We start from the raw sequence: 21,404 nt of genomic DNA, 5'->3' as shown, positions 1-21,404 counted from the left end.
AGAAACGTGTCTGCACCACGCCTGAGGGCGACGCCGCTGCCGGGGATCGGGGTCCAGTACGACCTCATGACCCGCGAGGACCGCCATCTCTCCGTGGTGGCGCACCGCGACGGTGCCCGCACCGTGAGCGTGTACCGGGCCGACGACCCCGACTCCTGCGCCCAGTCGCTGCGCCTGACCGGCTCCGAGGCGGGCGCCCTGATCGACGCGCTGAAGCCCTCCCACCACAGCGCGAGCCTGCTCTACACCTCGGACCTGGGCCTGGTGGCGGAGCGCATCGAGGTGGCGGCCGGCTCCCGCTGGAACGGCCGGGTCCTGGGCGACACGAAGATGCGCACGGACACCGGCGCGTCCGTCGTGGCGGCCCTGCGCCGGGCCGAGGCGATCCCGTCCCCCGCACCGGACTTCCGCCTGGCGGGCGGCGACATCCTCATCGTCGTGGGCACCCGCGAGGGCGTGGACGCCGCCGCGGCGATCCTCGGGCGGGAGTGAACGCGTGCACTCCGCGGTCCTGCTGATCGAGTTCGGCTCGATCATCCTCGGCCTGGGTCTCCTCGGCCGTTTCGCCGCCCGTTTCCGCCTCTCCCCCATCCCCCTCTACCTCCTGGCCGGCCTGGCCTTCGGCGAGGGCGGCCTGCTCCCGCTGGGGGCGAGCGAGGAGTTCGTGTCGATAGGCGCCGAGATAGGCGTCATTCTCCTGCTCCTGATGCTCGGCCTGGAGTACACGGCCGGCGACCTGGTCACCAACCTCAAGGCCCACTACCCCTCCGGCCTGGTCGACGGCGCCCTCAACGCCCTCCCGGGAGCGGCAGCCGCTCTCCTGCTGGGCTGGGGGCCGGTGGCGGCCGTGGTCCTGGCGGGCGTCACCTGGATCTCCTCCTCCGGCGTCATAGCGAAGGTCCTGGGCGACCTGGGCAGGGTCGGCAACAGGGAGACCCCGGTCATCCTGAGCGTCCTGGTCCTGGAGGACCTGGCGATGGCGGTGTACCTGCCCATCGTCACCGCCCTCGTCGCCGGAGCAGGCCTGCTGGCCGGAAGCCTGACCCTGGCCATCGCACTCGGAGCCGCGGGCCTGGTCCTGTTCGTAGCGGTCCGCTACGGCCGCGTCATCTCCCGCTTCGTCTCGAGCGACGACCCGGAGAAGCTCCTGCTGGTGGTCCTGGGCCTGACGATCCTGGTGGCGGGCGTGGCACAGCAACTGCAAGTCTCGGCAGCCGTGGGCGCGTTCCTCGTGGGCATCGCACTCTCGGGCGAGGTGGCAGAGGGCGCCCACACCCTCCTGAGCCCTCTGAGGGACCTCTTCGCCGCGGTCTTCTTCGTCTTCTTCGGCCTCCACACGGACCCGGCGAGCATCCCCCCGGTCCTGCTCCCCGCCCTGGCCCTGGCCCTGGTCACCGCGGCAACCAAGATCGCCACCGGCTACTGGGCGGCCCGCCGTGCCGGGATCTCCCGCAAGGGCCGCTGGCGCACGGGCGGCGCCCTGGTGGCCCGCGGCGAGTTCTCGATCGTCATCGCGGGCCTGGCGGTCTCGGCCGGCATAGAGCCCTCCCTGGGCCCCCTGGCCACGGCCTACGTCCTCATCCTGGTCATCCTCGGACCCCTCACGGCCCGCTACACGGAGCCCCTGGCGACACGACTGACGGCTCGCCGCGAGTCCCCGACGACGACGGAGAGCGGTTCGCGGGTGGCGGAGGCGTCGGTGGGGCGGGACGGCGCCTAAGGGGGCCGGGTGGGGTTGTCGGGCGGCTGCGAGCCGGTGGGGGCTGGTCGCGCAGTTCCCCGCGCCACGACGGACCGTTCGCCGCACCGCGCGCCCCGACGGACCGTTGGCCGCGTACGGCGCGCCGGGGACGGGGCGAGGGGTGTCCGCCCGCAGCGGCCGGCGTCCGTTGCCGAGTACAGCCGAAGCAACAGCAACTGCCGGACCCGGCCCCGACCCACCCACCGCACGCGCTACACCCGCCCCCACCGAACCGAAACGGGCCGCCGCAGGCACTCAGGGGCGCGGGGAACTGCGCAGAACGCCCGCCCCCACCGAGCCGACACAGGCCGCCGCAGGCACTCCCCGCCCAACCCGCACAGGCCGCCGCAGGCACCCCCGCCCAACCGCCGGAGGCACTGGTCAGCCCTCCATCCCCCTGGCAGGATCACCGGCATGCCCAAGCCGTTCCCCCGCCTCAGCCGCCGCCAGGCGCTCCAGACCGCGGCCGCCACGATCGTGGCCCTCGGCCTGCTCCTGTGGTGGCTGCTCCCGCTGGGTGAGGACCCCCCGGCCGGCACGATCACCTTCAGCACGGGCACAAAGGCAGGCGTCTACCAGAAGTACGGCGACCTCCTCCGCAAGGAGATCCGCAAGGACATGCCTGACCTGAAGGTGAAACTGGAGACCAGCGCGGGCTCCCAGGAGAACGTCAGACTCGTGGCGACCGGACAGTCCGACTTCGCCATCGCCGCGGCCGACGCCGTGGAGACCTACCAGCAGAACGGCGACCCCGGCGCCGACCAGCTCCGCGGCGTGGCCCGCCTCTACGACGACTACGTACAGCTCGTCGTCCCGGCCGACTCGGACATCCGCACCGTGGCCGACCTGAAGGGCAAGCGCGTCTCCATCGGCGTCCCCAACTCCGGCGTACGACTGATAGCGGACCGCGTGCTCGACGCCGCCGGCATCGACCCGGACAAGGACATCCGGCCCAGGGCCGCGGGCATCGACACCGGCCCCAAACTCCTCGGCCGCGGCCTGGACGCGTTCTTCTGGTCCGGCGGCCTGCCCACCGACGGTCTGAAGCAGCTGGCCGAACGCTCCGCGTTCCGCTTCATCCCGATCGAGCCCTCCCTCGTGGCGAAGCTGCACGCCGAGGGCGAGCCCACCCGCTACTACCGCGCCACCAACATGCCGGCGTCGGCGTACCCGTCCGTCCAGAACAACACGACCGTCCCGACGATGGCCGTCTCCAACCTGCTGATCACCCGCAAGGACATGGACCCCGAGCTCACCGAATGGCTCACCCGGACCGTGATCAAGAGCAGGGACGGCATCGGCCACGACGTCCACTCCGCCCAGCTGGTGGACGTACGCACAGCGATCTACACCGACCCGGTCCCCCTCCACGAGGGCGCCCGCCGCTACTACCGCTCGGTCAAACCGTAGGGCCGCTACGGGGCACGGAGACGGTCACCACCAGCCCGTGCGGCTCATGGTGGCCGTACGAGATCGCCCCGCCACCGGCAGCCAGCAGCGCCCGCGAGATGGACAGCCCGAGACCGGACCCCTTGATGTTCTGATGCCGCCCGCTGCGCCAGAACCGGTCGCCGACACGCGCGAGTTCCTCATCGGTGAGCCCGGGGCCGCGATCGGCGACCACGACCGTCGAAGTGTCCCCGTCCGCGGCGACCGTGACCTCGACGGTCTCGTCCTTCGGCGTGAACTTGATCGCGTTGTCGATGACCGCGTCGAGGGCGCTGGAGAGCGTGACGGGGTCGGCCCAGGCGGTGGTGGGCGGACAACTCCCCACCAGCCGCACGCCCTTGGCCTCGGCAGTGGGTGTCCAGGCGGCAACCCGTTCGGCGGTGAGCTCCCCGATGTCGGTGATCCTGAGGTCCGCCTCGGTGTGCTCGGCGAGCGCGAGGTCGAGGAGGTCGTCGAGGACCTGGGCCAGCCTCTTGCCCTCCGTCTGCACGGAGGCGATCTCGGTGTTCCCCTCGGGGAGTTCGAAGGCGAGCAGCTCGATACGCAGCAGCAGGGCCGCGAGCGGATTCCTCAACTGGTGGGACGCGTCGGCGACGAACGCCCGCTGCTGCTCCAACACGTCCTCGACGTTGTCCGCCATCTCGTTGAACGAGCGGGCCAGTCTCCTGAGTTCGGGCGGCCCCCCGGCCACCGCCACCCGGGACTTGAGCCGGCCGGTGGCGATGTCGTGGGTGGTGGCGTCGAGGACCCGCACGGGCCTGAGCACCCAGCCGGTCAGCCGCAGCGCGGCGCCGACGGCCAGCAGCATGGCGGCGAGTTCGCCCGCGAAGATGACGAGCCAGTCGTGCAGGATCCGCGAACGCATCGGCCCGGTGGGCGAGTCGGTGACGACGACCGCGATGACGTCGCCGTCCCGGATCACCGGCGAGGCGACGACGAGCCGGCCCCGCTGCCAGGGCCAGACCTGCTTGGGGTCCTGGCTTCGGCGGCTGAGCAGCGCCTCGCCGAACGCGTCGCGCACCTCGCCCTCCCGGGGGAGGAACCATCCGCGGGGCGCGGTGGCCATGGGCACATCACCGTCGTAGAAAACGCCGACACGAATGCCGTAGACCTTGTAGTAGCTGGCGAGTTCACTCTCCAGCGTCTCCAGGCGTTCGTCGGAGGCGTCGGTGACGAACTGGGCGAGGGCGGCGAAGTGCGCGGTGTCGTCGATCCGGTCGACGACGACCTTCTGCTGCTGGGCGGAGGCAACACCGATGGCGAGCGGCACGCCCAGGGCCATCAGCACGGCGGCCATGAGGACGATGAGCAGCGGAAGAAGACGTGTACGCACGGGCCCCGCCTACGCCGCGGTCCGAAGCCGCGAGCTCCGACGCACCCGGGCACCACCGTGGGGCACCACGGCCGCACGGCACACGCGGAGGTTCTGCTTCCGGTTCCCGCCCGCGCCCAGCCTCGGCCGTACCGCGCCCCGGCACGGCCGAACACCGTCACCCGGACCGCCCCGGCCCCCCGCGCCGAGCCGCCCCCGGCCACCACCGTCCACGCGGGCAACCGCGCCCCCGTACTCACCCGCGCCCACAACCACCGTCCCTCGCCGACCCGATTCCCTCCCCCCGAGCCTCGCACAGCTCTGGCCGCACACCTGCGCCCGGAGACTCGTCACACCCTTCGAGTCCCTGCCCCGGGATTCCCTGCCACCTCGCTCCCGCGATCGACCCGGCCTGCTCCCGGCCCGGCCCGCAAGGCCTTCGCGCCCCGGCCCGAGGCGCCACGAAGACCCCTGGGCCCCGCCCTCTCACACCCCCGGCGCCACCAACCGATACCCCACGCCCCGCACCGTCTCGATCAGTGCCGGCATCCGCAGCTTCGCGCGCAGGGACGCCACATGTACCTCCAGCGTGCGGCCGGTCCCCTCCCAGCTGGTGCGCCAGACCTCGCTGATGATCTGCTCGCGCCGGAAGACCACACCGGGCCGCTGTGCGAGCAGCGCCAGGAGGTCGAACTCCTTGCGGGTGAGCTGGACGACCGTGCCGTCGACGGTGACCTGACGGGTCGGCAGTTCGATGCGCACGGCACCGAGGACCAGCGCGGCATCCCCGCCGCCCGGCGCGTCCTCGTGGACGGTGCGCCGGCTGACGGCGTGGATGCGGGCGAGCAACTCCCCGGTGTCGTACGGCTTGACCACGTAGTCGTCGGCGCCGAGGTTGAGACCGTGGATGCGGGAGCGCACGTCGGAGCGAGCGGTGACCATGATCACCGGAGTGCTGGTGCGCTTGCGGATCTTGCCGCAGACCTCGTAGCCGTCCTGGTCGGGCAGTCCGAGGTCCAGGAGCACGACACCGAAGCCGTCCACCTCCGGGACGAGCGCCTGGAGGGCCTCCTCGCCGCTGCGGGCGTGCGTGACGTCGAAACCGTGCCGGGCGAGCACCGCGGACAGCGCGGCGGCCACGTGGTTGTCGTCCTCGACGAGGAGAAGTCTCACCCCGGCCCCCTTTGGTCCATCGGACGTACTATCTGAATGTGCAGTGAACAGGTACAAGTGTGCGTACGCACACACGCGTGCGCATCGAGCAGTCATGCTGATGGATGAGGACGGCGTCAAGGGCGTTCCGGTTGCGGCGCGGTTCCGTTACGCGGCCGATATGGGCACTGGCCGCAAGTGCTACGACACGTGTCCGATTGCTATCGGATCGTGATGCTCAGATTCCCCTCAAGACTGATGACGCTGGTCGCGTGGGGTTACTACTGTCCTCCGAAACCGAGGAGGACGGAGCCAGAGAGCGATGACCGAAGTATCGGTGGCCAAGGAAGATGTGGCCGCGACCGGCGAACTGGTCGTCCTGAAGAGCGTCAACAAGCACTTCGGCGCGTTGCACGTACTCCAGGACATCGACCTGACGATCGCCCGCGGCGAGGTCGTCGTGGTCATCGGACCCTCCGGGTCCGGGAAGTCCACCCTGTGCCGCACCATCAACCGCCTGGAGACGATCGACACGGGTTCGATCGCCATCGACGGCAAGCCGCTGCCCCAGGAGGGCAAGGAACTGGCCCGGCTGCGCGCCGACGTCGGCATGGTCTTCCAGTCCTTCAACCTCTTCGCGCACAAGACCGTGCTCGAGAACGTGATGCTGGGCCAGATCAAGGTCCGCAAGGCCGACAAGAAGCAGGCCGAGGAGAAGGCGCGCGCCCTGCTCGACCGGGTCGGCGTCGCCACGCAGGCGGACAAGTACCCCGCCCAGCTGTCCGGCGGTCAGCAGCAGCGTGTCGCCATCGCCCGCGCCCTGGCAATGGACCCCAAGGTCATGCTCTTCGACGAGCCCACGTCGGCGCTCGACCCTGAGATGATCAACGAGGTGCTGGAGGTCATGCAGCAGCTCGCCCGCGACGGCATGACAATGATCGTCGTCACGCACGAAATGGGTTTCGCACGATCGGCTGCAAACCGCGTGGTCTTCATGGCGGACGGACGGATCGTCGAGGAGGCTGCGCCCGACCAGTTCTTCAGCAATCCGCGCAGCGACCGTGCCAAGGACTTCCTGTCGAAGATCCTGCACCACTGACGTGCCACCCGGATCGACCACCGACGGCCCTCATCTCTTCACCACCCAAAGGATGTTCACCATGAAGCTCCGCAAGGTCACCGCCGCCTCGGCCGCCGTCCTCGCCCTCGCCCTGTCCGCGACCGCCTGCGGCGGCGACAGCAACGACGACAGCTCCGGCTCGGGTTCCGGCGGTGGCGGCAAGATCAAGATCGGTATCAAGTACGACCAGCCCGGCCTCGGTCTGAAGGAGCCCGACGGCTCCTTCTCCGGCTTCGACGTGGACGTGGCGACGTACGTGGCCAAGCAGCTCGGCTACGACGCGAACCAGATCGAGTGGGTCGAGACCAAGAGCGCCGACCGTGAGAACGCCCTCGCCCGTGAGGACGTGAAGCTCATCGCGGCCACCTACTCCATCACCGACGAGCGCAAGCAGAAGGTGGACTTCGCCGGCCCGTACCTGCTGGCCCACCAGGACCTGCTGGTGAAGAAGGACTCCAAGATCAGCGAGGCCACGGACCTCAACGGCGAGAAGCTGTGCTCCGTGACCGGCTCGACCTCGGCGCAGAACGTCAAGGACGACTTCGCCCCGAAGGCCCAGCTGAAGCAGCAGGCCGGCTACTCGGAGTGCATCGCCGCCCTCCAGAGCGGTGCCGTCGACGCGCTGACCACGGACGACTCGATCCTGGCGGGCTTCGCCGCCCAGGACAAGTACAAGGGCCAGTTCAAGCTCGCCGGCCTCAAGCTGAGCAACGAGAACTACGGCATCGGTGTGAAGAAGGGCGACACCGCGACCGTGAACAAGGTGAACACCGCTCTCGAGAAGATGGTCAGCGACGGCTCCTGGCAGAAGGCGGTCGACAAGAACTTCGGCCCGGCCGGCTACAAGAACGAGCCCGCCCCGAAGATCGGCGTCATCGTCAAGTAACGCAGGCACGCACCGGCGCGCCGCCGCCCGCCGCGATCAGGGCGGCGGCGCGCCGCGCCCGTCCACGTACGCCACACACACGCCACACACCCGGAAGCGCGGGAGATCGTGTTCGACTTTCTAGAAGGTTATGACGTCCTCGGGGCGTTCTGGATGACGGTGAAACTCACCGCCCTGTCCGCTGTCGGCTCCCTGATCTGGGGCACCCTGCTGGCCGCGATGCGGGTCAGCCCGGTCCCGTTGATGCGCGGCTTCGGCACCGCCTACGTCAACATCGTCCGGAACATCCCCCTGACGGTCATCATCGTCTTCACCTCGCTCGGCCTCGCCGACATCTTCGGTGTGACGATGGGCGCGGCGGACAACTTCGATGTCCAGGGCTTCCGGCTGGCGGTGCTCGGCTTCATCGTCTACACCGCTTCGTTCGTCTGCGAGGCGATCCGCTCCGGCATCAACACGGTGCCGCTCGGCCAGGCCGAGGCGGCTCGCGCGATCGGCCTGAACTTCAGCCAGACCCTGCGTCTCATCGTGCTCCCGCAGGCCTTCCGCTCGGTCATCGGCCCACTGGCCAACGTACTGATCGCGCTGACCAAGAACACCACCGTGGCGGCCGCGATCGGTGTGGCCGAAGCCGCCGCTCTCATGAAGACGATGATCGAGAACGAAGCCCAGACGCTCGCCATCGGCGCGGTCTTCGCGTTCGGCTTCGTGGTACTGACCCTGCCGACCGGCCTCCTCCTCGGCTGGCTCGCCAAGCGACTGGCGGTGAAGCGATGAGCTCGGTCCTCTACGACACTCCGGGACCCCGCGCCAAACGGCGCAACATCCTCCTGTCCATCGTCTTCACCGTCCTCCTCGCCCTCCTCCTGTGGTGGGTGTGGCAGAAGATGGACGACAAGAACCAGCTGGAGTGGAACCTCTGGGAGCCCTTCACCACCAGCGAGGCCTGGACGACGTACCTGCTGCCCGGCCTCGGTGACACCCTCAAGGCCGCGGCGATCTCCATGCTGATCGCCCTCCCACTGGGTGCGGTCTTCGGCATCGCCCGCATGTCCGACCACGCCTGGGTGCGGGGCGTGGCCGGCACGGTGGTCGAGTTCTTCCGTTCGATCCCGGTCCTGCTGCTGATGCTGTTCGCCAACGAGTTCTACGTCCGCTCCACGGACATCAGCAGCGAACAGCGACCGCTGTACGCCGTCGTCACCGGCCTGGTGCTCTACAACGCGTCGGTGCTCGCCGAGATCGTCCGGGCCGGCATCCTCTCGCTGCCCAAGGGGCAGACGGAGGCGGCCTACGCGGTCGGTCTGCGCAAGGGCCAAACGATGTCCAGCATCCTGCTCCCGCAGGCCGTCACCGCGATGCTGCCGGCCATCGTCAGCCAGCTGGTCGTCATCGTGAAGGACACCGCGCTGGGCGGCGTGATGCTGGGCTTCACCGAGCTGCTCAACTCGCGCAGCACGCTGGCGGCCAACTACGCCAACGTCATCCCGAGCTTCATCGTCGTCGGCATCATCTACATCATCGTCAACTTCCTCCTCACCAGCTTCGCGAGCTGGCTGGAGAAGAGGCTGCGGCGCAGCAAGAAGAGCACGGGCGCGGTGCTCGGTGAGGACACGGTGGAGGTCAACCCCGCCGCGGTGCGCGGCACCTACGGAACCGGCGAGAACACCGGCGGCGGATTCTGACAGTCAGTCAAGTGGGTTGAACGGTCCGCCCGGACGACACGGAGGCAGTGGCATGATCGCCACTGCCTCCGTCACTTGACGCAAGCACCGGCAATGGGTTGCATACGTTCTGTGATCGTGCACCCTGCCCCGACCTCCTGTTCACATACATCTCCCGGCGTTCCGCTGCGGGCAGGGGGCGCCGCGCCGTGGACCCGGTGATCATCGTCGGAGCGGGGCCCGTCGGGCTCACGCTCGCCCTGGCGCTGGCGCGTCAGGAGGTGCCCTCCGTGGTCCTCGACGAGGGTCCGGGCAAGGACGAACCCCGCCTGGCCCGGACCGCCGTACTGCACGAGGGCACCGCCGCTCTCGTGTCGCGGCTGACCGGAGTACCGGTCACCGAGCTCGGAGTGCACTGGGCCGGATGGCGGTCGATGCGCCGCAAGCAGGTGATGCGCGAGGTCGACTTCGGGGAGGCCGGAGACGCCCCCCTGCACCTCGCGCAGCACGTCCTGACCGGCGCCCTGCGCGCCGCTCTGGCCGAGCAGCGGCTGGTCAAGCTCACCACCGACAGCCGTCTCGACACGATCGAGCAGGAGCCCTCGGGCGTCACCGCCCACACCCGCGGCCCCAAGGGCACCTGGTGGCGCGGAAGTTATCTGGTCGGCTGCGACGGCCCGCGTTCCACCGTGCGCAAGCTCGAGGACATTCGGTTCCCGGGCCGTACGGCGGTCGAGCGCCACGCGGTCGCCGCCCTGCGCGCGGAACTCCCCTGGGAGGACCGAGCGGTGCTCCACCGGATGCCACCATGGCGGACATCCGGCCCGTCGGCCGGGGAGATCACCGCCCGCCCGCTCCCCGAGGGCGTGTGGCGCCTTGACTGGCTGCTGCCGCCGGGCAAGGACCTGGTCACCCCCGAACTCCTTGTGGCCCGTGTCCGGGAGACCCTGGCCGGCTGGACGGGCGGCTCGACACCGCCGTACGAACTCCTCGACACCGGAGTCCACACCGTGCACCACCGGCTGGCCCGCCGCTGGCGCGCCGGCCGGGTCTTTCTCGCCGGGGACGCGGCGCACTGCCTCGGGGCGCTCGGCACGCAGGGCCTCGACGAGGGCCTCCAGGACGCCGACAACCTCGCCTGGAAGCTTGCTCTGGCCTGGCACCACGGGTCGCACGAGGCGCTTCTCGACAGCTATCAGACCGAGCGGCGCGCGGTTGTCGCCGGACGGCTGCGCGCCGCCGACCAGGCGCTGCCGCTGCTCCGTGGCGGTGGGGGGCTGCGCTCGGTCGTCCCCGGCTCGGCCCGCGGCCACGACTCCTTGCTCACGGACGGTCACCTGGGGCGCGGCCCGCTCGGCGCGCCGGGGGCGTACGCCGACTCGCCCCTCGCACCCCGGCACCTCGAAGGAGAGGTGCCCGTCGACACCCTGCCGGGGGCCGCGGTCACGGATGTGCGGGTCACCGCCGAGGACGGCTCGTTCGTACGGCTGCGTGAGCGCCTGGGCCGCGGCGCGCTGCTGGTCGTGCTGGTCGCGCCGGGCACCGGAGTGTGGGAGCGCAAGCACTGGGTGACCGCCGGGATCATGCCCCGCCTGGCCGCGTCGGTGACCGCGCTGCCGCACCACGCCGAGCTCCTGGTCGCCGAGGAGTACCCGGGTGCGGCCCCGCACACGGTCCTTCTCGTACGGCCGGACGGTCACCTCGTCACAGCGCTGAGCGGAGTCCGCCCGGCCGACCTGTACTCGGCGGCCGAGACGGCGCTCGGCGGGCCGCCGGCGAAAGCCGAGGCGAGCGCGGGGGCCGGCTCGCGTTGACGTGCTCACCGTCACTGTGTGTCCACATAGTGACGGTGAGTTGAAACGCTCCGGGCCCGCATGGTGTACTCCGCATCGTGACCGACACCTGTGTGCGCCTGTGGCGGAGGGTCCATATGGACCTCGTCCGCTATGCGGGCTGCGTGTGTCGCCCGTCCTGCTGAATTCGCCTCGTCACTTCCCCGCGTGCCGTGTCTGTGCGACGGCACGCTCTCGCGAACTCTTCTCAGGACGGTGTCCGTGTCTGTCTCCCCCGCCCTCCCCTCGGTGTCCTCCGTCGCGCCCCCCACCCAGGCCGACCTCCTCGACTTCGTACGGCGCACCGCCGCCGACACCGAGCTGATCGACTCGCTCCCCCTCGACCCGGAGGGCCGCACCTGGGTGCGCCTGGAGGGGCCCGGCGGCAGCGAGGCCTGGCTGATCGGCTGGCCGCCCGGCACCGGCACCGGCTGGCACGACCACGCCGAGTCGGTCGGTGCCTTCACCATCGCCGCCGGAGAGCTCAAGGAGAACTCCCTCGCCGCCCGGCTGCCCGCCGACGGCTGGAAGACCCTCGAACTCTCCGAGGACGTGGACCGCGAGCGACGGCTGCCGGCCGGCAAGGGCCGCTCGTTCGGACAGCACCACGTCCACGAGGTCCTCAACGAGTCCACCGAGGTCCACGCGATCTCCGTGCACGCCTACTATCCGCCCCTCCCCCAGATCCGCCGCTACAGCCGCACGGGCCAGATCCTCCGGCTGGAGCACGTGGAGCGGCCGGAGGACTGGCAGTGAGCGCCCCGCCTGTCGGTCCTACGAGGCCACGGGCCACGGGCCACGGGCCACGATCTGCGTCGTGGTGGTGTGCGACGAGGGGTTGGTAACTGCTCGCCGGGGAGTGCGTACGAGGCCGAGTCAGCTCGATCGTGTGCTGGTCCGGTCGCGCGGGGCCCTGGGCCGATCGGGTTGACGTGATCGTGCGACCTGGGGACGCCGGGTACGGCGCCTGGGGGCACCCCCTCTGGCGGAGTGCGGGGCCCCTGCTCCACCAGAGAGATGGTTCAGGGCCTCCCCGTCGCCTCTGGCCGTAGCCCCATGGCCAGGTCGCGCAGGGCGGCGTCCATCAGCGGCCTCCAGCCGCAGGTGCCTCCCGGGACCGGACCACGCACAGGATCGGTCCGCCACCCGGGGTCGAGTACGCCGGGGACCTGGGGGTACCTCCCACGCCCTTGAGGCAGTGGGGGAACGCCCAAGACCGTTCCGGGCGTGCGGCTGAATGGGCTCGCTCCTGCTCAGCCCTCAGGAACGGTTGCCCCCAGCCTGGCGGCGGACCCTGCACCGGCTGGGGCTGCGCCGGGCCACGGATCTGGTCGGCGGTTTCCAGGCCTGGCGGGCGGCGGGGCTTCCGGTCACCGCCCGGGCCGTCCGGACGGCGGCTCCTGGAGTGCCGGGACGTCAGCCGATGCCGGGCGGGCAGTAGAGCGGGACCGTGTCCCCGGTCCGTTTGGTGACCAGGCACACCCGGCCGTTCGCGATCTTGCCGATGTTTTCGTCGCGCAGCAGGGCGACGGTGCCGGTGACGGCCGCGTCGCGCAGCAGGGCGACGGTGCCGGTGACGGCCGGCTCTCCCTGCTGCCCGCCGGGGAGACCCGGCCCTGGCCGGCGATGCTTCCCTTCGCGCTGGACGCCCATATCCGACCCGGCGTCTTTCCGCTCAGGGTCCTGAGAACTCCCCGTGTCAGAATCCCTCGTCGCCGAGGAACTCCGTCTCCTCGCCCTCCTCCTCCAGCGCCTGGCGGACCACCCGCAGGGCCATGCCCTCGGAGTAGCCCTTGCGGGCGAGCATGCCGGCGAGGCGGCGCAGTCGTTTGTCGCGGTCGAGGCCGCGAGTCGCGCGCAGCTTGCGGTCGACGAGCTCGCGGGCCGTCGCCTCCTCCTGCTCGGAGTCGAGCTGCGAGACGGCCGCGTCGATCAGCGTGGAGTCGACGCCCTTGGTCCGCAGTTCCTGGGCGAGCGCCCGCCGGGCGAGCCCCCGGCCGTGGTGCCGGGACTCCACCCAGGCGTCCGCGAACGCGCTGTCGTTGATCAGTCCGACCTCCTCGAACCGCGACAGCACCTCCTCGGCGGCGTCGTCCGGGATCTCCCGCTTGCGCAGGGCGTCGGCGAGCTGCTTCCGCGTGCGCGGGGTCCCGGTGAGCAGGCGCAGACAGATCGCCCGCGCCTGCTCCACCGGGTCCGCCGGAGGCTCCCCCTTCTCGGCCCTCGACAAGGAGGGGCCGCCTCCGTCCTCACCGGGCGACTCCCCGAAGCCGCGCCGACGCTGCCGACGCCCACGGGAACCGCCCGGGGCTTGACCACCTCGACGCGAGCTCCGGCCGAACGCCCCCGAACCACGCGCCACCCCGTCACCGGACTCGTCGCCGCTCGGCCCGCCATAGCCGTACGTCCCGCCGCGGTGGGACCGACCGGCGCCGTACGACAGGTCATCGCCGCCCGCCCCCTCGACGCCGTACGACGTCGCGCGGCCGAATCCCCCGTCCGCGCCGCCCGTCGGCTCATCGCCGATCCACCCCATGCCGGACGACACCGAGCGGCCGTGTCCCCCGTCCGCACCGTCTCCGTCGCCGCCCGGCCCGGCAGAACCCCCGTCGTCCTTTCCGCCCCAGCCTCGTGGAGCGTCCTCGTACTCGGCCCAGTCGGTTCGCCGTGTCACAGGATCAGCTCTTGGCGGCCGGAGCCTTGGCCTTCGTCGCCTTCGCAGCCGCCGGAGCCGGCACCTTCGCGGCATCGTCCGCGGTAGCGGACACCGCGGCGTCCGCACCCGGCTCGGCGGTCGGCTCCTGGGGCCGGACGCCGACGCCCAGCTTCTCCTTGATCTTCTTCTCGATCTCGTTGGCCAGGTCGGGGTTGTCCTTCAGGAAGTTGCGCGCGTTCTCCTTGCCCTGGCCGAGCTGGTCGCCCTCGTACGTGTACCAGGCGCCTGCCTTGCGGACGAAGCCGTTCTCCACGCCCATGTCGATCAGACCGCCCTCGCGGCTGATGCCCTGCCCGTAGAGGATGTCGAACTCGGCCTGCTTGAAGGGCGGCGCGACCTTGTTCTTGACGACCTTGACGCGGGTGCGGTTGCCGACCGCGTCCGTACCGTCCTTCAGGGTCTCGATGCGACGGATGTCGAGCCGCACCGAAGCGTAGAACTTCAGCGCGCGGCCACCGGTCGTGGTCTCCGGGGAGCCGAACATCACGCCGATCTTCTCGCGGAGCTGGTTGATGAAGATCGCGGTGGTCTTGGACTGGTTGAGCGCACTGGTGATCTTCCGCAGGGCCTGGCTCATCAGACGGGCCTGCAGACCGACGTGGCTGTCACCCATCTCGCCCTCGATCTCCGCGCGCGGGACGAGGGCTGCGACGGAGTCGATGACGATGAGGTCGAGGGCACCGGAGCGGACCAGCATGTCCACGATCTCCAGGGCCTGCTCGCCGTTGTCCGGCTGGGACAGGATCAGGTTGTCGATGTCGACGCCGAGCTTCTTCGCGTACTCGGGGTCGAGGGCGTGCTCCGCGTCCACGAAGGCGACCTGGCCGCCGGCCTTCTGGGCGTTGGCCACCGCGTGCAGCGTCAGGGTCGTCTTACCGGAGGACTCCGGTCCGTACACCTCCACCACCCGGCCACGCGGCAGCCCGCCGACGCCGAGGGCGACGTCGAGTGCGGTCGACCCGGTGGGGATGACCTCGATGGGCTCGTTCGGCCGCTCGCCCAGGCGCATCACGGCACCCTTGCCGAACTGCCGTTCAATCTGTGCGAGCGCGGCGTCGAGCGCCTTCTCGCGGTCGGTTCCTGCCATGGGTTCCACCCGATTTGCTTGAGTCGATCGCTTCACGTCAAAGACGCTAACGCCTGCCACTGACAATGCGTCCCGACGGCCGTCCGGCCTGTGGATAACTCGGACACTTCTCCATGCAAACCATGCCGAAACGCCCGCCGTTGACATCGCCGGAACTTCCATAAGAATGGACGTTCGATTTTCGTGTCAAGCGCACCACACGGCACCCGGGTCACTTCCTGCGGCACGCTCCGACGGCTTCCTCCGCCACGCCCCGGCTACTTCCCGCGGCGTACTTCAGGTGTCTTCGGCGGTACGACGACCGGGCGGGCCGTTCTCGCGAGTCTGGTGCCATGGAGACCACGACGAGCACCCCGGAGACCACCCGGAACGACACCGGCACGGCACGTTCCCCCGCCGTGGTCGCGACCCTGTCCGCGCTGCTCCTGCTGGCCGCGTCGATCGCCGGCCAGATCGCCGCCCGAGCGGACTGTCCCACCGTCCCGCCCGGACTCGTCATCCCGCTCGTGGTGGCAGGGCTGGTGGCCTGGCGCACGAACCGATGGACGCCTGGGCTCGCCCTCGGTGTGGGCCTGTTCATCGGCACGGGCGCGTTCCTGACCCCGAACACCGGCGACCACCTCTCCTCGGGGGACGCCGCGCTCATCGCTTCGACTGCTGCCGCGCTCGTCGCCCTCGCCACCCTGGTGATCGCCGGGGCCGCGGCCACCCTGCCCCGGAAGGGAGAACGGCACTGATGGACCCGGTCCCGACGGAAGCGCCCGCGGTGCCGACACGGACGTCGGCGCCGCCGGCCCGCGGTGCACGCCGCGTGGAGCGTCTCTGCCACGCCACCGGTGTCCTCCTGGTCCTCTCCGGGCTCACGCACCTGGTGGTGTTCGCTGTGTACGGGGGCCCCTGGGACGGGCCGGTCTCCTGGCGCAAGCCGGTGACGTTCGGGGTGTCCTTCGGGGTGATCCTGATCGCGGTCACCTGGGTCACGTCGTATCTGCGCGTCGGCCCCCGGCTGCGCGCCCTGCTGCTCGGGGTCTTCGCGGCCGACTGTGTGGTGGAGGTCGGCGGCATCACCCTCCAGGCGTGGCGCGGGGTGCCCTCGCACCTCGACATGGAGACGCCCTTCGACACGGCGGTGTCCATGACGCTCGCGGTGGGCGGCGTCGTCCTGGTACTGCTCCTGACGGTCTTCGCGGTCGTCTCCTTCCGCCACCGGCCCTCGGGCCCGGCGGGGATGGACCTCGCGGTGCGGTCCGGGTTCGCGATCCTGCTCGTCGCGCTCGCCTCGGGTGCCGCGATGATCGCGCGCGGTGTCGTCCTCACCCGCACCGGCCACCAGGAGGCGGCCTACCACTCGACCGCCCCGCTCAAGCCACTGCACGGCGTGAGCCTGCACGCGGTCCTGGTCCTGCCCGCCCTGGCCTGGCTGCTGTCCCGCACGCCCTGGAGCGAACCGCTACGGCGACGGATCCTGTACGCGGCGATCGGCTCCTACGTCACGGCCGTCGTCGGCGCCGGGGCGTGGGCCGCCCACGCGTACTGAACCCGGCGCCCTCAGGACGAGTCGTCACCGTCGCCGGATGCCTGCGTTCCCGGCCGCCGCCGCTCCCACAGCGCACGCACGCGTGTGACCGGCGAGGGTCCCTCGCCCCGCTTCCGGTGCCCGTGGACGCGAGGGTCGTCGGTGACGGCGTACCGCTTCACGTACGCCCCCAGGAACGCCTGCAGCGTGGCGACCGCCGGGATGGCGATCAGGGCGCCGACCGCGCCGAGGAGGGCGGTGCCCGCGATGACCGAGCCGAAGGCGACCGCGGGGTGGATGTCGACGGTCTTCGAGGTCAGCTTGGGCTGCAGCACGTAGTTCTCGAACTGCTGGTAGATCACTACGAAGACCAACACCCACAGCGCGTACCAGGGGTCGACCGTGAAGGCGATCAGCATGGGCAGGGCGCCCGCGAGATAGGTGCCGATGGTGGGGATGAACTGCGAGACCAGGCCGACCCAGACGGCGAGCACGGGCGCGTACGGCACGTCCAGGGCCTGGAGCAGGACGAAGTGCGCGACTCCGGAGACGAGGGCCATCAGACCGCGCGAGTAGATGTAGCCGCCGGTCTTGTCCACGGCGATCTCCCACGCGCGCAGCACCTCGGTCTGGCGGGCGGGCGGCAGGACGGAGCAGATCGCACGGCGCAGGCGCGGGCCGTCCGCGGCGAAGTAGAAGGAGAACAGCCCGATCGTCAGCAGTTGGAAGAGCCCGCCGAGGACCTGGGCGGAGACGTCCAGGACGCCGGTGGCGCTGTTCTGCACGTAGTTCCGCAGCCAGTCGGAGCGCAGCAGCCCCTCCTGGACGTCCACACGCTTCAGATCGGTGTGGAAGTGTCCGTTGATCCAGGCGATGACGGAGTCGAGGTAGTTCGGGAAGTCCTCGACGATCTTGATGATCTGACCCGCGAGCATCGACCCGAGCAGCGTGACGAAGCCGGCGGTCACGATCAGCACCGCGAAGAAGACGAGGAAGGTGGCGAGCCCCCTACGCATGCCGCGCGCGGCCATCTTGCTCACCGCGGGTTCGATGGCCAGGGCCAGGAAGAACGCGATGAGAATGTTGGTCAGCAGGCCTATCAGCTGGTGGAACGCCCAACTGCCGAGCTGGAACACGGCGATGAGAGCGAGCGCGAGCACCATGGCGCGCGGCAGCCAGCGCGGCATGCGGGCGTTCGGCCCGGCGCCGTCGGCCGGGGGCCGGGTGGGCGGCGTCGTGCCGAGCGGAGATGCGTGCTGGGCTGCCTGCCCGGACTCGTCAGTGGGTGCCACGGAGCAAGTCTCGCCCACGCGACTGACAATCGGCTGCCGTCCTGCGATCTTCGTGACCGGTCAGTGCCTGTTTCGTGAGATGTTCACGCCCGGTCGGCACTTCTCCTCGGAACGTCCACGCCGTCTCAGTGCCGCTCGCCCGGAACGTTCATGACGGTGCAGACCACGCGCCACACGTCCTTGGCGTCCCAGCCGGCGTCCAGCGCCTCGAACACCGTGCGCCCGCCGAGCTCCGTCATCACGTGATCGCGCGCGAAGGTGTCGGAGTACCCCGGACCGAAGTGTTCCGCCATCCGCTGCCAGAAGACCGTCAACCGCATGACTCCAGTATCCCGCCCCTGAGGGTGGGCCTCGGCCGGGACCGCCTGCCGAGACCGCTTTCCGTCCTACGGTCTGACGCATGTCCGAAACAGGAGCTTCCCCACTCCCCCAGACGCCACCGGCGCACTCCCCGCTCTTCCGCGCCGAGCACCACGTCTGGCTCACCGCGCGTGTGCTGGAACAGCGTCTGTTCGCCTACCACTTCCTGAACGCCGGCCCCGACCCGGTGGAGACGGCGCTGGAGGCGTACCGCAACGCGGACGGCGGGTACGGTCACGCGCTGGAACCTGATCTGCGTGGCCCGGTCAGCCAGCCCCTGCACACCGGTCACGCCCTGCGGGTCCTGGACGCCGTCGGACGCTGCGGCGGACAGCGTGTGGAGCGCGTGTGCCGTTATCTCACCTCGGTGTCCACCCCGGACGGCGCCCTCCCGGCGGTCACTCCCGCTCAGCGCGGCTATCCGACGGCCCCTTTCATGACGGTCGTGGACGGCCCGCCGAGCGATCTGCTCACCACCGGTCCCGTGGTCGGTCTGCTGCACCGCAACGAGGTCTGGCACGCCTGGCTGTTCCGGGCCACGGACTTCTGCTGGCAGGCGGTGGATTCCCTCCAGGTGTCCCACCCGTACGAGATCCAGTCCGCCGTGACCTTCCTGGACTCCGTCCCCGACCGCCCGCGCGCGGAGGCGGCCGCCGACCGCCTCGGCCGACTGGTGCGCGAACAACGTCTGGCCGCGCTGGACCCCTCGAATCTCGACGCGTTCCCCGTCTCCCCCGGCTACGCCCTGGGCGAGCACCATTTCCCGCACGACTACGCGAAGACGCCGGGCTCCCTCGCGCGCGCGTGGTTCACGGACGCCGAGATGTCCCGTTCGCTGGACCACCTCGCGGCCGAGCAGCAGGAGGACGGCGGCTGGCCGATCCGCCGGCGCCGGTGGGCACCGTCCACGGCCCTCGAAGCGCGCCCCATGCTGACGATCGAGGCCCTGCGCACACTGCGGGCGTACGGCCGCGAAGTGGGCTGAGCCGGTACGACGACCACGCCGGCACACGCGTGACGGCGGCCTCTCGCGTCCCTGCGCTCCGAACCTCCGCCGTCTCGCCCCCGTGGCCAGGCCTCCCCCGTCACACCCCGATGGCCCGCCCTCACCCTCACACCGCTGGCCTGCACCTCCGCCCTCACGCCCCCATGCCCGCACTCCCGACTTCGACGCCCCATAACCGCAGCCGCCGTCACGGGCCCACACCCCGGCCCTTCACGCCCCGATGGCCCGCACCCCCCGCCGCCACACCCCGATGGCCCGCACCCCCCGCCGCCACAACCCCATAACCCGCACCCCCGCCATCACGGCCCGCACCCCCGCCGTCACAACCACCGCAGCCGCGACCACGAGCAGGAACGGCGCCCGCAGGAGCAGCGCCACGGCGGCGGCAGCGAGTCCCGCGGCCCGCGCGTCGAGCACCGGCACCCGCCCGTCGGCGAAGGTCTGCTGCGCGGTGAGCGCGGCCAGAAGTGCCACCGGCAGCAACGCGGCCAGACGCTTCACCAGGGGCCGATCGAGAACGCCGGCGGGCACGAGCAGCCCGAGGAGCTTGACGGCGTAACAACCGAGCGCGGTGGCACCGATGGCGATCCAGACGTTCACCGTCCCTCGCCCCGCATCCGCTCACGACGTCCCCGCACCCACAGGACAAGAGGCGCGGCAAGAGCGGCCGCCAGCACCGGCACCCCGGCGGGCAGCACAGGCAGCAGCCCGAGCCCCAGCAGCACGGCGAGCCCGGCCACAACCCGCTCGGTGCGGCTCTTCACCATGGGCGCCAGCAGCGCCAGAAAGACGGCGGGCCCGGCCGCGTCCAGGCCCCACGCACGCGTGTCCCCGATCGCGTCGGCTCCCAGGGCTCCCAGCAAGGTCGTCAGATTCCACAACAGGTACAGACTCAGCCCCGTGACGGCGAACCCGATGCGCGCACTGCGCCGCGTGGGCTGAGCCAGCGAGACGGCCGCCGTCTCGTCGATGACCCACTGGGCGGCAAAGGGACGCAGCACGCGCGGGAGGGCCAGCAACTGCGACAGCCGCAGCCCGTAGAAGGCGTTGCGCGCCCCCAGGAAGAAGGCTCCGGCGGCCGCCGCAAGAGCGCTTCCACCGGCCGCGAGCGCTCCTACGAGCGCGAACTGGGACGCACCGGTGAACACCAGGAGGCTGAGCGCACAGGTCTGCGTCAGCGTGAGCCCGCTGCCGGCCGAGGTCACCCCGAAGGCGAACCCGGACAGTCCGACGGCCACCCCGACCCCGAGGGCGTCTCGGACGACGGCGGCGTCCGGCCTGCCTCCACCGTCGGCGTGCGTATCTGCGAGCGCTGTCTGTTCGTCTGCCACGCCTCGGACGCTAGGAGCAGCCGCCCGGGCGAGTCTTGTACGTTCTTGCGCTCCCGCTGATAGGACCCCGGAGGCACACCGACGATCCGCGTGAAATGCCGGTTCAGATGAGACTGGTTCGTAAACCCCACTTCGACGGCGGCCGAGGCAGGGCCGGCCCCCGCATCCAGCAACTGCCGAGCCCGCCGCACCCGGGCATCGGTCAGCCACGTGTGTGGCGGCATCCCGTAGACACCCCGAAAAGCACGCAACAACGCGAACGGGCCGACCCCGAGATCGGCGGCCAACTGCTCCAGCGTCGGCGGGGCGGCCATCCGCTCCTCCAGCACGGCACGCGCACGTACGGCGATCCGAGCGCCCGCGCTCCGCACATCCCGTTGCGGCAACGCCCCGCCGTTCTCCCGCAGCAACCGCGTCACGGCGACCCGCAACAACGTGTCGGCGGCCAGCGCGTTTCCCTCATCTGCGGCCCGCAGCACTTGATGCACCAAGGCCACCGCATACGGGTCGTCGAGCACCGGCCGCACGAAGCCGGGCGTACCCCGCAGCGAAGTCGTCTCAGCCGCGATCCCGGCCACCACCTCGGGTGACGGATACACGGCCCCGTACCGCCACCCCTCGGGCACCCCGGCCCGCCCCGTATGAGCCGTATCGGGATTGACCAACGCAAGCGCACCGGCCCCCGCGTACTGATCGGCCCCCCGATGGTGAAAGACCTCCACCCCGTCCGCGATGGCCGCGATCACGAAGTGCTCATGCGTATGCCGCACAAACGTCTTGCGCACATACCGGGCCCGCAGCAGATCGACCCCGGGCAACTGGGCATACCGCCAGTGTCGCGCCCGCTCCCCGAAACCCGCCATGCACCCATTGTCACGCGGTTCCCCGCGCCCCGGAGTGGGCCAAGCCGGTGAGGACGGCCACCCCTACGCGTAGGCGC

The 21,404-nt window shown here is 70.7% G+C and carries 22 protein-coding genes and 2 pseudogenes; 14 read left to right on the top strand and 10 right to left on the bottom strand.

Translation table 11 applies throughout. The features are described from left to right. The first annotated feature begins 6 nt into the window (after positions 1 to 6). From QF027_RS35170 to QF027_RS35160, 3 genes are all read left to right on the top strand, one after another. Positions 7 to 492, top strand: a complete 486-nt coding sequence (locus QF027_RS35170) for a cation:proton antiporter regulatory subunit (protein WP_059207261.1) — start codon at positions 7 to 9, stop codon at positions 490 to 492. Positions 493 to 496: 4 nt separating this feature from the next. Continuing rightward, positions 497 to 1,720 carry a cation:proton antiporter gene (locus QF027_RS35165; RefSeq protein WP_307079149.1) on the top strand — a complete coding sequence of 408 codons (1,224 nt, stop codon included), beginning with the start codon at positions 497 to 499 and terminating at the stop codon, positions 1,718 to 1,720. Between the two features lie 435 nt (positions 1,721 to 2,155). Continuing rightward, a complete protein-coding gene (locus QF027_RS35160; protein WP_306975525.1) occupies positions 2,156 to 3,151 on the top strand; it encodes a TAXI family TRAP transporter solute-binding subunit in 996 nt (331 codons plus the stop codon). Here QF027_RS35160 and QF027_RS35155 read toward each other — a convergent pair. Next, positions 3,141 to 4,523 (bottom strand): sensor histidine kinase, encoded by a 1,383-nt coding sequence (locus QF027_RS35155; RefSeq protein WP_307079147.1) that lies wholly within the window; start codon positions 4,521 to 4,523, stop codon positions 3,141 to 3,143. The two genes, QF027_RS35160 and QF027_RS35155, sit on opposite strands and share 11 nt — an antisense overlap. 465 nt (positions 4,524 to 4,988) lie before the next feature. Further along, positions 4,989 to 5,675: a response regulator transcription factor gene (locus QF027_RS35150; RefSeq protein ID WP_306975529.1), complete on the bottom strand. Its 687-nt coding sequence runs from the start codon at positions 5,673 to 5,675 to the stop codon at positions 4,989 to 4,991. Positions 5,676 to 5,976: 301 nt separating this feature from the next. Here QF027_RS35150 and QF027_RS35145 point away from each other — a divergent pair, with 301 nt between their 5' ends. The 8 genes and pseudogenes from QF027_RS35145 to QF027_RS35115 all read left to right on the top strand — a co-directional run. Continuing rightward, positions 5,977 to 6,753 (top strand): amino acid ABC transporter ATP-binding protein, encoded by a 777-nt coding sequence (locus tag QF027_RS35145; RefSeq protein WP_007385132.1) that lies wholly within the window; start codon positions 5,977 to 5,979, stop codon positions 6,751 to 6,753. Positions 6,754 to 6,814: 61 nt separating this feature from the next. Next, positions 6,815 to 7,660, top strand: coding sequence for a glutamate ABC transporter substrate-binding protein (locus tag QF027_RS35140; RefSeq protein ID WP_306975532.1), 846 nt, complete (start codon positions 6,815 to 6,817; stop codon positions 7,658 to 7,660). A gap of 108 nt (positions 7,661 to 7,768) precedes the next feature. After that, positions 7,769 to 8,437 (top strand): amino acid ABC transporter permease, encoded by a 669-nt coding sequence (locus tag QF027_RS35135; RefSeq protein ID WP_306975533.1) that lies wholly within the window; start codon positions 7,769 to 7,771, stop codon positions 8,435 to 8,437. Next, positions 8,434 to 9,345, top strand: a complete 912-nt coding sequence (locus QF027_RS35130) for an amino acid ABC transporter permease (RefSeq protein ID WP_306975536.1) — start codon at positions 8,434 to 8,436, stop codon at positions 9,343 to 9,345. The genes QF027_RS35135 and QF027_RS35130 overlap by 4 nt, the downstream gene beginning before the upstream one ends. 188 nt (positions 9,346 to 9,533) lie before the next feature. Next, positions 9,534 to 11,138 (top strand): FAD-dependent monooxygenase, encoded by a 1,605-nt coding sequence (locus QF027_RS35125; RefSeq protein ID WP_307079145.1) that lies wholly within the window; start codon positions 9,534 to 9,536, stop codon positions 11,136 to 11,138. 116 nt (positions 11,139 to 11,254) lie between these two features. Then, the gene (locus QF027_RS49740) at positions 11,255 to 11,302 is read left to right on the top strand and encodes a hypothetical protein (protein ID WP_309506048.1); all 48 of its coding nucleotides are present in this window, start codon (positions 11,255 to 11,257) and stop codon (positions 11,300 to 11,302) included. Positions 11,303 to 11,378: 76 nt separating this feature from the next. Further along, complete coding sequence (locus QF027_RS35120) at positions 11,379 to 11,912, top strand: cysteine dioxygenase (protein WP_307079144.1); 534 nt, start codon at positions 11,379 to 11,381, stop codon at positions 11,910 to 11,912. Between the two features lie 535 nt (positions 11,913 to 12,447). After that, positions 12,448 to 12,597, top strand: a pseudogene (locus QF027_RS35115) (rhodanese-like domain-containing protein); the annotation flags it as partial. Here QF027_RS35115 and QF027_RS35110 read toward each other — a convergent pair. From QF027_RS35110 to recA, 3 genes are read right to left on the bottom strand one after another with little or no spacing between them, the layout of a single operon-like run. Continuing rightward, entirely contained in the window at positions 12,573 to 12,809 is a 237-nt protein-coding gene (locus QF027_RS35110; protein ID WP_306975544.1) for a hypothetical protein, read from the bottom strand. The pseudogene QF027_RS35115 and the gene QF027_RS35110 overlap by 25 nt on opposite strands. Before the next feature lie 46 nt (positions 12,810 to 12,855). Next, entirely contained in the window at positions 12,856 to 13,830 is a 975-nt protein-coding gene (gene recX / locus QF027_RS35105; protein WP_307079142.1) for a recombination regulator RecX, read from the bottom strand. 4 nt (positions 13,831 to 13,834) lie between these two features. Further along, a complete protein-coding gene (gene recA / locus QF027_RS35100) occupies positions 13,835 to 14,959 on the bottom strand; it encodes a recombinase RecA (RefSeq protein ID WP_306975548.1) in 1,125 nt (374 codons plus the stop codon). Positions 14,960 to 15,291: 332 nt separating this feature from the next. Between recA and QF027_RS35095 the strand changes: the two genes are divergently transcribed. Continuing rightward, positions 15,292 to 15,696 (top strand): hypothetical protein, encoded by a 405-nt coding sequence (locus tag QF027_RS35095; RefSeq protein ID WP_306975550.1) that lies wholly within the window; start codon positions 15,292 to 15,294, stop codon positions 15,694 to 15,696. Beyond that, complete coding sequence (locus QF027_RS35090; protein ID WP_307079140.1) at positions 15,696 to 16,496, top strand: hypothetical protein; 801 nt, start codon at positions 15,696 to 15,698, stop codon at positions 16,494 to 16,496. The genes QF027_RS35095 and QF027_RS35090 overlap by 1 nt, the downstream gene beginning before the upstream one ends. Before the next feature lie 11 nt (positions 16,497 to 16,507). Here the strand turns inward: QF027_RS35090 and QF027_RS35085 are convergent, their stop codons facing one another. Both QF027_RS35085 and QF027_RS35080 read right to left on the bottom strand, forming a co-directional pair. Then, complete coding sequence (locus QF027_RS35085; RefSeq protein ID WP_306975554.1) at positions 16,508 to 17,767, bottom strand: AI-2E family transporter; 1,260 nt, start codon at positions 17,765 to 17,767, stop codon at positions 16,508 to 16,510. 125 nt (positions 17,768 to 17,892) lie between these two features. Further along, positions 17,893 to 18,087: a DUF3046 domain-containing protein gene (locus QF027_RS35080; protein ID WP_306975556.1), complete on the bottom strand. Its 195-nt coding sequence runs from the start codon at positions 18,085 to 18,087 to the stop codon at positions 17,893 to 17,895. 80 nt (positions 18,088 to 18,167) lie between these two features. Here QF027_RS35080 and QF027_RS35075 point away from each other — a divergent pair, with 80 nt between their 5' ends. Continuing rightward, entirely contained in the window at positions 18,168 to 19,112 is a 945-nt protein-coding gene (locus QF027_RS35075; protein WP_307079138.1) for a hypothetical protein, read from the top strand. 321 nt (positions 19,113 to 19,433) lie between these two features. Here QF027_RS35075 and QF027_RS35070 read toward each other — a convergent pair. From QF027_RS35070 to QF027_RS35060, 3 genes and pseudogenes are all read right to left on the bottom strand, one after another. Then, positions 19,434 to 19,733, bottom strand: a pseudogene (locus tag QF027_RS35070) (AzlD domain-containing protein); the annotation flags it as partial. Next, positions 19,730 to 20,371 (bottom strand): AzlC family ABC transporter permease, encoded by a 642-nt coding sequence (locus QF027_RS35065; protein WP_373430941.1) that lies wholly within the window; start codon positions 20,369 to 20,371, stop codon positions 19,730 to 19,732. The pseudogene QF027_RS35070 and the gene QF027_RS35065, both read right to left, overlap by 4 nt. After that, the gene (locus QF027_RS35060; protein ID WP_373432450.1) at positions 20,335 to 21,327 is read right to left on the bottom strand and encodes an AraC family transcriptional regulator; all 993 of its coding nucleotides are present in this window, start codon (positions 21,325 to 21,327) and stop codon (positions 20,335 to 20,337) included. The genes QF027_RS35065 and QF027_RS35060 overlap by 37 nt, the downstream gene beginning before the upstream one ends. Positions 21,328 to 21,404 lie beyond the last annotated feature (77 nt).

This window comes from Streptomyces canus, assembly GCF_030816965.1.
Lineage (GTDB): Bacteria > Actinomycetota > Actinomycetes > Streptomycetales > Streptomycetaceae > Streptomyces > Streptomyces canus_E.
This window is presented reverse-complemented; position numbering and strand designations above follow the sequence as displayed.